Source organism: Catenulispora sp. GAS73 (assembly GCF_041262085.1).
In the GTDB taxonomy this organism is placed as follows: Bacteria; Actinomycetota; Actinomycetes; order Streptomycetales; family Catenulisporaceae; genus Catenulispora.
In genome coordinates this window covers 104,944-118,567 of record NZ_JBGCCM010000025.1, presented here as the reverse complement: position 1 = coordinate 118,567, position 13,624 = coordinate 104,944, and the positions used below count along the sequence as shown (strand labels likewise).

General features: G+C 68.1%; 7 protein-coding genes and 1 tRNA gene. 4 read left to right on the top strand and 4 right to left on the bottom strand.

What is annotated here, in order from left to right:
* Window positions 1-9 precede the first annotated feature (9 nt).
* The 4 genes from ABH935_RS32925 to fxsT all read left to right on the top strand — a co-directional run bounded on the left by ABH935_RS32925 (window position 10) and on the right by fxsT (window position 9,610).
* Window positions 10-981 carry an AAA family ATPase gene (locus ABH935_RS32925; protein ID WP_370381849.1) on the top strand — a complete coding sequence of 324 codons (972 nt, stop codon included), beginning with the start codon at window positions 10-12 and terminating at the stop codon, window positions 979-981.
* Window positions 978-3,812, top strand: a complete 2,835-nt coding sequence (locus tag ABH935_RS32920; RefSeq protein WP_370381848.1) for an SAV_2336 N-terminal domain-related protein — start codon at window positions 978-980, stop codon at window positions 3,810-3,812. Before ABH935_RS32925 ends, ABH935_RS32920 begins: the two co-directional genes overlap by 4 nt.
* A 249-nt stretch (window positions 3,813-4,061) precedes the next feature.
* Complete coding sequence (locus tag ABH935_RS32915; RefSeq protein WP_370381847.1) at window positions 4,062-5,291, top strand: FxsB family cyclophane-forming radical SAM/SPASM peptide maturase; 1,230 nt, start codon at window positions 4,062-4,064, stop codon at window positions 5,289-5,291.
* A gap of 311 nt (window positions 5,292-5,602) precedes the next feature.
* On the top strand, window positions 5,603-9,610 hold the full coding sequence (gene fxsT / locus ABH935_RS32910) for an FxSxx-COOH system tetratricopeptide repeat protein (RefSeq protein WP_370381846.1): 4,008 nt from the start codon (window positions 5,603-5,605) through the stop codon (window positions 9,608-9,610).
* A gap of 613 nt (window positions 9,611-10,223) precedes the next feature.
* On the opposite strand, the gene ABH935_RS32905 is transcribed toward fxsT, so the two are convergent.
* The 4 genes from ABH935_RS32905 to cmk form a co-directional block, all read right to left on the bottom strand.
* Window positions 10,224-10,297, bottom strand: a tRNA-Pro gene (locus tag ABH935_RS32905).
* Window positions 10,298-10,400: 103 nt separating this feature from the next.
* Entirely contained in the window at window positions 10,401-11,879 is a 1,479-nt protein-coding gene (der, locus tag ABH935_RS32900; RefSeq protein ID WP_370381845.1) for a ribosome biogenesis GTPase Der, read from the bottom strand.
* Between the two features lie 112 nt (window positions 11,880-11,991).
* On the bottom strand, window positions 11,992-12,837 hold the full coding sequence (locus ABH935_RS32895) for a lysophospholipid acyltransferase family protein (RefSeq protein WP_370381844.1): 846 nt from the start codon (window positions 12,835-12,837) through the stop codon (window positions 11,992-11,994).
* Entirely contained in the window at window positions 12,834-13,562 is a 729-nt protein-coding gene (cmk, locus tag ABH935_RS32890) for a (d)CMP kinase (protein ID WP_370381843.1), read from the bottom strand. Before cmk ends, ABH935_RS32895 begins: the two co-directional genes overlap by 4 nt.
* Window positions 13,563-13,624: the final 62 nt, after the last annotated feature.

Sequence of the window (13,624 nt, the reverse complement as noted above, 5' to 3'; positions counted from 1 at the left end):
GCCGCGATCGTGACTGGTGATTGGCGTGTCTTCCGTGGTGACGGATCGGTCCACGACGGCGTCGACGACCTCCCGAAGCCGCCTCCGTGGCGGGACTTCTCCCTCGACCGGCGCAGCGGGGAACGGTACCGGATTAGTGCGGAGGCACGTGACCGGGTCAACGCTGCCTTGCTCCTCCGACGCCCGCTCCTCGTGACGGGTCGGCCCGGCACCGGCAAGAGCGCGCTGGCCTACGCCGTGGCCCGTGAACTGGGCCTCGGCCGTGTCCTGCATTGGCCGGTGACGTCAAGGACTAGTGCCCGTGACGGCCTTTATCAATACGATGCGATCGGACGGCTCCAGGACAGCTCCCGCGAGATGTCGTCGGGCGCGGCAGGTCGTCGTTTCGCTCGCGTCTCCGCGGAGCGTGCGATCGGTGACTACATCACCTTGGGCCCGCTGGGTACGGCGTTCCTGTCCGCGGCGGACGAGCGGCCCCGTGTCGTTCTGATCGACGAGATCGACAAGGGTGACGCCGATCTTCCCTACGATCTGCTGAATGTCTTCGAGGAAGGCCGTTTCGATATCCCCGAGCTCGACCGTGGAGGGCTGCGGACGGCCTCTGTCCGGGTCCGGACCGGCGACCCGGGTCGGCGGGCCAAGATACGGGACGCTCAGGTTCAGTGTGGGGCGTTCCCCTTCGTGGTGTTGACAAGCAACGGGGACCGCGTGTTTCCGCCCGCGTTCCTGAGGCGCTGTATCCGCCTGCATCTCGACGAACCTGAACCGGACGAACTGCGACGCATCGTCGAGGCACACCTGGGGCGTGAACCGGATCCGGAACTGCTTGCCCGCTTCGATCGGGACCGTGCCTCGGGAATGCTGGCCACCGACCAGCTGCTGAACGCTGTCTTCCTCACGTCGCAGGGTGTTTACGACAGCGGATGGTCCCTTGACGAATTGGCTGACGCGGTATTGCAGAGTCTGGAGCCACCGGAATGACCGGTACGGGTCCAGAACAGTTGGTGCGGCTGCTGGGAGCGCTGTCGCTCCGGGCGATCGATGCCGACCCGCTGGAACTGGCCGAGGCGGTGTGGCTCGCCGAGCACATGACGCACGCCGCGCCTGATCCAGCATCCCCGCCGGAGTTTCAACGGCTCGACGGCGTCGGGCCGGAGGCTGGCCGGCCGCCTTCGTCGCCTCGGGCGAGCCGCGACTGGCCGCCCAAGATGCCCTTGCATCTGGCCGGCACGGAGTCTCAGGGAACGAACGAAACCGGCGGCGTGCCCGACGGTGAGCCGGAGGAGCTTCCGGCGGCCACCGGTTACCGGGTCAAGGTACCGGCGCAGGCTTCGCTGCCTCGGCAAAGCGAATATGTGGGAGCGCTCCGGGATTTCAAACTCTTGGTACCCTCAGGACCGGCCTCGGAATTCGACGAGGAAGCCACCATCAACGCCTCGGCTCGCAGCGGGACTTTGGTCGTTCGCACGCGACCGCGGGAGCGTCCCCTGCTTGGCGCGCTTTGCGTGTTGGATGCCGGCCGGTCCATGCCGCTGTGGCACGGCACCACGATGGACTTCACACGGCTGGTCAAGCTGTCGGGTGTCTTCCGGGATGTCGCCGTCGTGACGTTATCCGAGGACGGCGCGCTGTCCGGACCGGTACCGGAGACGGTGGCGAACCGCAAGCTTGACGGCCCGTGCGCCACCTTCGTGCTCACTGACGGGGTCGGCGACGGATGGCGGCGGCCGACGGTCCTGAAACAACTGGCGAAGTGGGCTCGCAGCGGGCCGACGGCACTGATCAACCCGCTGCCGGAGCGTTTGTGGAGCCGCACGGCGGTACGACCGGTGCACGGATCGGTGACCGCGTTGGAACCGGCCTGCCCGAACACCGAGATGCGGTTCCGCGTCTACGGCGGCATGGCCAGGAGTACTGTCGCTCAATTGAGAAACGGGAACCGGTCGCGGCTCACACCGGTTCCAGTGCTGGAGCTCGAACCGGAGCGTGTCGCCGAGTGGGCGTCGTTCGTCCGGGCCCCGTCTGCGGATGGCTTCGCGTGTGGACTCGTGTTTCCTACACCGAGGCCCACCCGACAAGCCCGGGCGGCGGGAGTCGACGGCGTGCCGGATTCCGGAAGGCTCTTCTTGGCCACCGCGAGCCCCATGGCCGTCCGGTTGGCCACGCACTTGGCTGCGCTCAAAGGCTGGGTGAACCTCCCGATAATGCGCTACGTCCAGGACATAGCGGTCCCGGAATCAGGGCCCACACACCTGGCTGAGGTGCTGCTCGGCGGTCTGCTGGAGCAGGAGGCCGCTCACGCGCTGCCGACCGCGCAAAGCCGCTACCGATTCGTCGAGAGTGCGCGGGAAGACCTGCTGCGCTCCCTGCCTGTGGACGCAGACGAGTGGCTCGCGAACCGGATCGCGCAGCGGATCAGCCGCGCGGGGGAGAGCCCCGGCGAGTGGTTCCCGGCTCTGGTCGCCTCGCCCGGTTCCTCAGCCGCCCGCGTTACCGACGCGCCTTTCGCCTATGCCCGCCCCGATGTCGTGCACCGGCTTGCGGCCGATCCGACCGACGACGCTCCGATGCGGCATCAGCAGCCGACTGAGGCCGTGGTCTGGGAAAAGCGGGCCGATCGAGCCCATGAACGGTTCCGCAGTTCTGGGCGTATGGAAGATCTGAACGAAGCGCTGGGCCACCGGATTGCCGCGCTGACGCATGCCGGGTCAAAGGAGCGTTCTGGCTTTGCACGGCGGCTAGCTGCGCAAATCGCCTACCGCTGGCTTTTCAGTCGTGACTGGCGGGAAGCAACGCGGGCCTTGGAATCGTTGAGGGTGAATGGGGTCGGGGCCGCCGAACCGTTGCCGGTCGGCGATCCCTATGGATTGAAGCAGGTGCTGATGTCGGAACGGACATCGAAGTCATCGCGTACAGACCAGGTTCTGACCACGCCTGCCATCGCCGCTGTCCTCCTGACCCTGCCGCCGTCCATGTCCTCGCTGATCGCTGCCGGGCAGCTGCTGGTGCAACCGGGGGAGGACACGCTGTCTTTCGCCCGGGACGCGGTCGCGCGGCAGGCATGCAAGGCAGAACGAGGGCTCGCGCTGATCACCCTTGCTACGGCGCTGAGCGGAGCGCCGCGGACACCGGATCCGAGCCCTGATGACGCCGCTGAGGCGATCGCCGCATTCCAGGAGGCTACGACCATGGTCACCGAGGGCGACATGCCCCTGTCGTCGTGGAGCCAGGCGGCTGCGCACCGAGCGCTCGCGCTCGCCCGGGCCGAAGGTGGGCCCGAGGCGTTGGACTGGGCGGTCGGACAGCTGCGCGGCACTGTCGTGCGTGGTTCTGTGCTGGACACCGAGCGGGCGCCGCTGCTGGCCGACCTCGCGACCGCGCTACGGATCCGGTTCGACCGCGACAACTCGCCGGGAGACCTGGCCGAGGCGATTCTGCACTTGCGCACCGCGCTGGGACGGGACAGCGCGGGTGACAGGTTGCTGCCGGATGACGAGCGAGGGCTTTGTCTTCGTGAACTGGGCCGGGACTTCGAGGAACGTTTTGCGCTGAATCACAGGCTGACAGACCTGGGGGAGGCCGCGGACTGCTACCGGCAGGCCAGCGAACTGGCGGAAGGGAACATGCCGGAGCTGTATGCCTCGTGTCTGGTCGCTTGGGGCAGGGTTCTGATGCGCTCCCTCCGCTACGACGATGCCCGCGAGAAGCTCTCGCAGGGCCTGGCGGCGTATGTGGCGCTCGGGCTTTCCCGCCATGACACGGCCCGGGTTGCCGGCCGTCTTCTTGCGGAGTTGGATTCGACCGGACGTTGAAGGGGAACAATCCCGGCCGCATGATGGTGAGGGATGATAAGTTCGGCAAGGGGGGCCATTCGTGACGGATGCAAATGAACGTGATGCCGGTCTGCCGCTGCCTGATCTCACCGGAACCAGTCTGCGCGCCTTGGCCGAACAGGTCCGGCTGCCACCGCATGACCGGGGGGCCCTGGCAGCGGCGTTGAGGCGGATGCGCGAACACGACGACTCGGTTCCGGCGGTACTGATGCACCAGGACGCTCCCTGATGGCGGAAGGCTGGCCGCTGGTTGGTCTCGACGTGCCCAGGCTCCGGGCAGCGGGTGTGGCCCCGGCTCCCCTGTCGCAATTCCTTGTCAAGATCGCTTCGCGGTGCAATCTCGCATGCGACTACTGCTACGTGTACGAGCACGCCGACCATTCGTGGCGCGAAGCCTCGATGTTCATGAGCCCAGTCATCGCGCGGCAGGCCGGGCGACGGATGGCCGCGCACGCTGAGACGTACGGGATCGACCGGCTCCGAGTCACCCTGCACGGTGGGGAGCCATTGCTCACCGGTCTGGCGCGGTTCCAAGCGATCGTCGAGGCGATTCGTGCCGGGATCGGTTCATCGGCCTCGGTGGATTTCACGGTGCAGACCAACGGAACGCTGCTCGATGAGCGGTGGCTCGACCTGTTCGATGATCTGGGCGTGCGCGTGGGCGTCAGCCTCGACGGGGATCCGACGACCCATGACCGGCACAGACGCCATGCGTCCGGCCAGCCGAGCCGTGCCGATGTCGAACGGGGAATACGGTTGCTGGCACAGTGCGATCGCCGCCATCTGTTCGCGGGGATCTTGTCGGTGATCGAGGTCAGTAGCCCGCCGATCGAGTTCTTCGAGACCGTCGCCGCGTTCTCCCCACCCCGGTTGGACCTCCTGTTGCCGCATGCGACGTGGGAGCATCCGCCGATCCGGCCGCCGGAGGCCGGGCCCACGCCGTATGCGGACTGGCTGGCAGCCGTGTTCGACCATTGGTACACCAGCCTCGCGCCGGTGCCGGTCCGGCTCTTCGAAGCGATGATCGATCTGCTGCTCGACGGAGAATCCGCCCGGCCCGGCGGTGGTGAACTGCTGGGTCTGGCCCCGCTCGGCTACGTGATCATCGACACAGACGGCTCCTACAAACAGTCCGAGGCCCTGAACCTGGCTTATGACGGCTGCTCGGCCACCGGGTTGTCGGTGATGCGCCATGCGGTGGACGACCTGCTGGACTTCCCCGGGATCGTGGCGCGTCAGATCGGTCTCCCCGGACTGGCCCCAGTGTGCCGGTCTTGCGAAGTGGTCGAGGTGTGCGGCGGCGGGCATTATGGTCACCGCTACCGTGACCAGAACGGCTTCCTCAACGCCTCGGTCTACTGCGCGGATCTCAAAGCGCTGGTTGAGCACGTTCGGGCGCGGTTGCAAACGGATCTGCTGCAGATACCAGTCGCCGTGGACGGTACGGTGCCGTGTTGAACCCGTTGAGACTGTCCCGACACGACTTTCGGCGTATCGCCGCCGGGGGGCCGACTGCGACGGCGGGCCAGACCCTTGAGGCGGTCCAAGACAGCCGCCGAAGGCTGCGCGTGCTGGCGGCGGTCGACCGCGGAGCCGCTGATCCCGTCGGGCACGCTCAGGTCGCGACCAGGACTGAGGCACTCCTTTCCATCCTGGACGCCGCAGCGCCGGTGGAAGGGGTGCTCCGCGCCACTCTCGGCCACCCCTCTGTGGGTTTGTGGGCCAGGGCGTGTGTTTCCGGCCGGGCCGGCGTCGACCACCTGGCGTCGGTGGCCGCCGCGGCGGCTGTGCGCGCCGACCTCGACGTGCAGGTCCCAGTCCCGGTCCACAGGGCGGGTGTGGTGCTTCCCGGGTTGGGTATCCTGCCGGTCAGCGGGGTCCGCAGCGCCGTGGTGGCCAAGGGCCGCCGCGGTTGGGAGGTCCGGACCGACCGGGAAACCCACCTCATACCGTTCGGCACGGACCGGCCGGCCGAATCGGCCGGCTGGCGCACTCCGCACCTGTTCACGTTCCCCGGTCGCACGACGGGGTGGGACTGGACGGTCTCGGCCGAATTCGCCGATCCGTTTCTCGCCCTCCCCGCCTGGCGGGCGCCGGCGTTGACAGCTCTGCCCTCGGCGTTCGTCGCCGCCGTTCTGGGGCCGGCCTGGCGCGTGCTCGCCGAGCGGCATCGCGACAACGCCGCCGAGGTCCGAACCGGCGTCTCGCTCGTTGTACCCCTGCGCCGCGGAGTGCGGGCTGACCTTGTGAACGCGACCAGCCTCGACGCCGCCGGTGCGGTGTGGCTCGGGCTGCCCGCTCCCGCGCTGCGGCTGGCGGCGGCTCTCGTGCACGAGGTGGAACACGGCAGGCTGGTGGCGCTCCACGACCTCGTACCCTTGTATGCACCCGAGACAGCGGCTCGTCACCGGGTTCCGTGGCGTGACGTCCCCAGGCCGATAGGAGCGTTGCTGCACGGGTTGTTCGCGCACGCGGCTGTGGCGGAGTTCTGGTCGGTCGAGACCGCCGCCGGGCAGGAAGGCGCCAAGCAGCAGCTCGAGCGCTGCCTGCGCTGGACTACGGCGGCGCTACGAGGGTTCACCGACCGGCACGCGTTGACCCCGTCCGGCGCCGAAGTGGTCGAGTATGTGGCGGCGCGACTGGATCTTGTGACATACGGTGATCGAGGCCTCACTGGAGATACAGTGACTTCATATACGAAGGCGTCCGCCGATCCTCGGCGGCAGCCCGTCTCGCAGGAGATCATTGTGGACGACGAGCAGGTGCGCGCCGAGGACCCGAAGGGTGCTGAGCCGCCGACGAAGCCGACCGTTCCGCTCGGCCCCGCGGCCATCGTTTATGCCTCGATGGACCGCATGTGGGCCGAGTGGGTCCGGGAGCAGTACGAACGCGCGGGGACCAGCGCGAACCTCGTCCGGTACACCCGCGACCCCAAGACGACGCTTGGCCTGCAGATCGACGCAGCCCTCGTTGACTTCAGCCAGGTCGTCGTCTTGTTCAGTCCCCAGTTCATGGTGTCCGTCTCGGGAGAGGACGCCGAGTGGCAGGACGCCATCGACCGGTCATACGACCGCAAGGAACGCGTGGTACCGATCCTGGTGGGGCGCTGCGAGCTGCCAGGCGGTTTCTGGCGCCTGGAGCCGGTGAACCTGTTCGGGGTCGACAACGAACAGATGGCTCGGCGGCGACTGCGAGCCCGCAGCGGCCTGGCCGACCAGGTGGGCGAGGGTGCCGGCTTCGTCCGGTATCCGGGCCGCGAAGCCGTGCTGGTGAACCACATCCCGGCCCGCAACCCGCAGTTCACGGGGCGCCGCGAACATCTGGACCGGATCCGCACCGGGTTGACAGGCAACCGGGTGGCGCTCTTGCCGCAGGCGCTCTATGGCCTGGGCGGCATCGGCAAGACCGAGATCGCGCTGGAGTACACCCACCGCTTCGGCACCGACTACGACCTGATCTGGTGGATCCCCGCCGACGACCGGGCCACCGCCCGCGAGCGGCTGGCCGAACTCGGCGTCGCGCTCGGTTGCCAGGACCCCGAAACCGACCAGGGCGAGCGGGTCCGGTTCGCCCGCGAAGCGCTGCGCCGAGGCGAGCCCTACTCGCGGTGGCTGCTCGTCTTCGACAATGCCGATGACATCGACAGCGTGCTTCCCGAGCTGCCGGGTTCCACGCAGACCGGCCATGTGCTCATCACCTCGCGCAATCCCGACTGGGCCGGCCACGGTGACAGCGTCGAGGTGGACCTGTATCCACGACGTGAGTCCGTGGAGTTCCTGCGTCGGAAGGCACCCCGGATCAGTGTGAAAGACGCCAACGGCCTGGCCGACGCGGTCCAGGACCTGCCACTGGCGCTGGAGCACGCCGCCAGTTGGTACAGCCAGACCGGTGGTGATGCCCAGACGTATCGCCGGCTCATGGAAACCGAGTTCGAGCCCTTCTTCGAGCAGACAGAGGAGCTGAACCGGCGGCACAACTATTTCAATACCGTCGCTTCCACGTGGCTTGTGACCCGGAACACACTGAAGGACGATCAGCGGACCAGTGCCATCAAGCTGCTCGAGCTGCTGGCCTTCTTCGCTCCCGTACCGATCCACATGGACCTGATCCAGGCCGTGCCGGCCGATGTGCTGCCGGCCAGCCTGGCGGCCGAGCTCGCCGACGACCAGTCCCGGCAGCGAATGGTGAACGCCATCTCCAGCCGGTCGCTGGCCAAGGCCCACCCGGCCGAGCCGGGCCGCGGCCAGGTCTTGGAGATGCACCGGCTGGTACAGCTGTTCATCGCCACCACCGTGAAACCCCCAGAGGCCGAGAAGTACCGCGCCGCAGTGCGTGCCGCGCTCGCGGCCACGCGCCCGGCCAACCCTCTCGAGCCGCGCAGCTATGCTGGCTTCGTCGAAGTGATAGCGCATCTCGAGCCCAGCGGCGCCCTCACCGGCGAGGACCCGGCTATGCGGCTGCTAATCATCGACACTTGCCGCAGCCTGCTGTCTCAAGGTGAGTACCGCTCGTGCCTGCGGCTCATCGACAAGGCTCTTCCGCTGTGGCAGCATCGGTTGGAGTCCTCCGACGACGAGATGTTGACCCTGCAGCGTGCCAAAGCCCTGGCTCTGGGCAATCTCGGCGACCAGCAGGCACGTCTGGAACTCGACCGGGAGGTCTACCGCATCGCCGTCGAGGCCCGCGGTGCCAACGACGAACGCGCGCTGCGAGCCCGGGGCGGTATCGCCTCTGCTCTGCGCTCGCTGGGCTTGGTGTCCGAGGCCGAAGAGGTCTGTCGCGATGTGCTGGAGCGAACCAGGGTCAAGTACGGGCCCGACGACCCCGAAACCCTGCGTGCCATGCATAACTACGCGGGCCACCTCCGACTGGCGTCCCGTCCGGACGAGGCACTGCAGCTTGACACCGTCGTCTATGACAAGCGCGTTGCCCGCGACGAGGCAGAGTTCTCGGAAACCCTGGGCACTCGTACAAGTATGGCCCATGACCTCCGTGAACTGGGCCGAGTGTTCGAAGCTGTGCAGGTGCAGGAGGACAACTACGCCACCTGCGTAGACGTCCTGGGTGCAGCCAATCCCGAGACCATGCGCGCCACGATCGAGCTGGCCGTTCTGCGCCGTCGCACCGGCCGCTACGAGGAGGCGTTCGACATCGGCCAGACGTCCGTCGAGCGCCACAAAGCCCGCTATGGCACAGAGCACCCGGAGTACATCTGCGTCTTGACGAACTTTGCGGGCGACTGCCGGTTCGTCGGCGACCTCGATCGCGGCTTCGACGCCGCTAGGGATGCGCATACCAAGGCGAGCAAATTGCTGGCCGCACCACACCCGACCCGCGCCGTGACCGCCACCAACCTCGCGGTGTTCCTGCGTCTGAAGGGTGACCTGAATGGCGCGACCGCCCTGGACGCCGAAGCCCTTGCCGAACTGACCGAGGTCCTCGGCGAGGCCAACCATTACACCCTGGCCTGCATGATCAACCTTGCTGACGACGCCGCGTTGGCCGGCGACCTCCAACAGGCCCGGACCCTGCACGAGAAAGCTTGGGGTTGGCTGGGCCGGCTGCGCGGCGAGCAGCACAGCCACACCATGTTGGCGAAGGCGAACCTGCTGCTGGACCAGCTGGCCCTCGGTGAGGTGGGCGAGGAAGCGCTGGCAGAGCTGCTCGCCGACTCCGAGAAGGCTGCGCGCCGCGGGTTCGGGCTGACATCGTCGGAGCGGGCTGCGATCGCCGAGCGGCGGTGGCTGAACTGCGATCTGGACCTACCAATGTACTGACGACTCGGTTCATCGCTGTGGGCGCTCGGCCGACCGGACGGTCCGGTCTTACCGCGTGCTGTCGGTGATCATCGAGGACGCGGGTTGCTGTGGTCCTGCCTGACGGATTTCGTCGAAGATTCCGCGTCGAATGAGGTCAGGTGAGGGCGTCGATCCATGCCGTCAGGCGCCAGCCTTGGGCGGTCATGATGTTGGGGTCGCGCAGGGTGTCGGTGAGCATGGACATGCCCTTGGTAAGCGGCGACGAGTTCGTGAGTTCATCGGCGCCGACATCAAAGTGACCTGCATTGGGATCCGCGCCCCGAGGCCAGAACTTGATTATGGAATGGTGGCCCCGCAGCCTTCGTGCCAGCAGCTAAATCGAGCGCTACCTTGCAGTGCGGGCGACTGCCGCACTTGACCTGCGGTCAATGGGGTTAGCCTCACTCCGGAGAAACGCCAGGTCAGCGACCTGTGGTCGTGAGCCGCGTTGCTGTCGAAGTCGTGCATAGCGTTCGCTGCCGCGCGTTGAGTGCGGACCATGGGTTGCCTCCAGCCCCCAATTGGCCCCCAAAACATATCAAGGGCCTCAATCCGATCCCTCGGATTGAGGCCCTGACCTGCGACGTCCCCGTCGGGCTGACAGGATTTGAACCTGCGACCCCTTGACCCCCAGTCAAGTGCGCTACCAAGCTGCGCTACAGCCCGCTGCCCGCACTAGCGGGCAGGAAGACAATACCGCACCCGGGGCCTTTGAATCACATCGGTTGGCGGCGGCGCGCCGGGTGGGGTGTGGGCGGGGGTGGGTGTCCTACTTCTTGCGGTCCTTGTTCTTCTGGCGGACCTTGACTGAGATCTGGATGGGGGAGCCGGTGAAGCCGAACTCTTCGCGGAGGCGGCGTTCGATGAAGCGGCGGTAGCCGCTCTCTAGGAAGCCGCTGGCGAAGAGGACGAAGCGGGGGGGTCGTGTTGATGCCTGGGTGCCGAAGAGGATTCTTGGCTGCTTGCCGCCGCGGAGGGGGTGGGGGTGTTCCGCTACCAGGGTGCCTAGGAAGGCGTTTAGTTTGGCGGTGGGGACTCGGGTTTCCCAGCCTTCTAGGGCCTGTTCCAGGGCTGGGACCAGCTTGTCTACGTGGCGGCCTGTCTTTGCCGCGAGGTTGACGCGGGGGGCCCAGCGGACTTGGACCAGGTCGCGTTCGATTTCGCGTTCGAGGTAGAAGCGGCGTTCCTCGTCCATCAGGTCCCACTTGTTGTAGGCGATGACTAGGGCTCGGCCGGCTTCGGCGACCATGGTGATGATGCGGAGGTCTTGTTCGGTTAGGGAGTCGCTGGCGTCGACCAGGACTACCGCTACCTCTGCTTTTTCGATTGCTGCCTGGGTGCGGAGGCTGGCGTAGAAGTCGGCTCCGTAGGTGTGGTGGACGCGGCGGCGGATGCCTGCTGTGTCGACGAAGCGCCAGGTCTTGTCGCCGAGTTCGATCAGTTCGTCCACCGGGTCGCGGGTGGTGCCGGCGGTGGCGTCGACGACGACGCGTTCCTCGCCGGCCAGTTTGTTCAGGAGGGAGCTTTTGCCGACGTTGGGTTTGCCGACCAGGGCTACGCGGCGGGGGCCGCCCACGATCTCGCCGAAGCGGACCGCGGGGGTCTCCGGGAGGACGTCCAGGACGGCGTCCAGGAGGTCGCCGGAGCCGCGGCCGTGTAGCGCGGATACCGCGAAGGGCTCGCCGAGGCCCAGGTTCCACAGCGCGGCTGCCTCGGCCTCCGCGCGCTGGTCGTCGACTTTGTTCGCGGCCAGGATCACCGGCTTGCCGGCGCGGCGCAGGACGCGGACCACGGCCTCGTCGGTGTCCGTGATGCCGACGTTGGCGTCCACCACGAGCATCACCGCGTCCGCGGCGTTGATCGCCGCCTCGGCCTGGAAGGCGACGGCCTTGGCCATGCCCTCCACGTCGCGCTCCCAGCCGCCGGTGTCGACCAGGGTGAAGCGGCGGCCGTTCCAGTGCGCGTCGTACGACACGCGGTCGCGAGTGACGCCCGGCATGTCCTGTACGACCGCCTCGCGGCGGCCCAGGATGCGGTTGACCAGGGTGGACTTGCCCACGTTGGGGCGTCCGACCACTGCGAGTACCGGCAGTCGGACGCCTTCGCCCTCGCCGCGCTCCCAGTCCTCCGAGTCGAGTCCTTCGGCGTAGGCCTCGTAGTCGAAGTCCTCGTCGAAGTACTCCTCGGCGGGGGCGGCGCTCGCGGCGCTCAGGTCGCCGGGAGTGTAGTCCTCGGTCTCGGGCTGCATCAGGGGGTCCTCATGTCTTGATCAATGCGTCGGGGAAAACGTTCGGTCGGCGGTTCCCCTGCTCAGGGGGGCCGCCGACCGGACAGGTCAGTCTTCGGGTCCGGGTCCGTCTCTAATTGTCGCGCCCGGTGAGCTGCTTGGCGTACTGCACGTGCGCCGCCAGGCGGACCCGCAGCTCCTCGCTGATGGCGGCGATCTTCTGCCGCCGGCCCAGGCCCTCGGACCCCAGGGACAACTCCTCCAGGCTCACCGGTGTTCCGTACACCAGGTCCAGGTGGGTGCGCGGGGTCGGCAGCGAGCCGACCGTCTTGCCGTTCGAGGCCGTCCCCAGGCACGCCACCGGCAGCACCGGGGCGCCGGTGGCCAGTGCGAAGTAGGCCAGGCCGTTGTGCACCGACTCGAACTCGCCGGTGGTGCGGGTGCCCTCCGGGAAGACGCCCAGCACGCCGCCGGAGCGCAGCGTCGCCAGCGCGGACTGGATCGCCGCGCGGTCCGGGTGGTCCCGGTCGATCGGGATCTGGCCGAACCCGTATTGCAGTATCGGGCCCAGCGGGCCGACGAACATCTCCTTTTTGACCAGGAAGTGCACCGGGCGGGGCGCGACGCCGGCGATCAGCGGGCCGTCCAGGAAGCCGGTGTGGTTGCCGGCCAGCAGCAGCGGGCCGTCGGTCGGGACGTTGGCCGTGTTGTGCTGGGTGACGTGCCACAGCGAGTGCATCAGCGGCACGCCGATGCGGTGCGCGCGCTTGGCGCCGCGGGCGCTGGGCGTGTGGTTGTGCGCGGCGGAGTGGTCGCGGTCGCGGCTCTGTCCCGGACCCTGCCCCGGACCGGAACCGGAACCGGAACCGGAACCCTGACCCTGCCCCGAGCCCTGGCTGCCGGGCGCGCCTACGCCCGCACGGGCCCGGACCCGCCAGGGCACCGACGGTCGGTCGTGTGAATCGCGGAGAACCTTCATCTGGTGAGTCCCACCCCTTGGGAAGCGGCGTCCGGGGCGGGGCCCTGGGCCGCGTGGATGACGATGTCGGCGACCTTCTCGATCACCTGCTCCAGTGTCAGCTCGGTGGCGTCGACCACCACCGCCCCCGGCGTCGCTTCCAGCGCGTTGGTCCGGTTGTCGATGCTGTCCCGGCGGGTCAGTGCGTCGCGCGTGGCAGCCACGGTGCCGGCCCCGCCGCCGTTCTCGCTGTTGCGGCGGGCCGCGCGCGCGTCCTCGGATGCCGTCAGGAAGACCTTGGCGTCGGCCCGCGGGGCCACCACCGAGGCGATGTCCCGGCCCTCGACCACGATCCCGCCGATCCCGATGATCTCCCGCTGCAGCGCGATCAGCCGGGCCCGGACCTCGGGCACCGCGGCCACGGCGCTCACCGCGCCGGTGACGTCCGCCTCCCGGATCGCCACCGCCACGTCGTGCCCGTCCACGCTGATCGCCGGCGCCGCCGGATCGGTCCCGGAGACGATCGCCGGCGCCTCGGCGTCGGCGGCGATCGCGGCCGGGTCGCCGAGGTCGACCTTGTTCTGCAGCATCCAGTACGTCATCGCCCGGTACTGCGCGCCGGTGTCCAGGTAACGCAGCCCGAGCCGCGCGGCGACCCCGCGCGACACGCTCGACTTGCCCGACCCGGAGGGGCCGTCGATGGCGACGACCGTTCGGGACAGGGCCTGCTGGCTGGGCAGCGACATGCGGGTGACTCCAAGTGAGGTGGTCGACAGGGGCGAGACCTGCGGCGCTTCAAGACTGAACA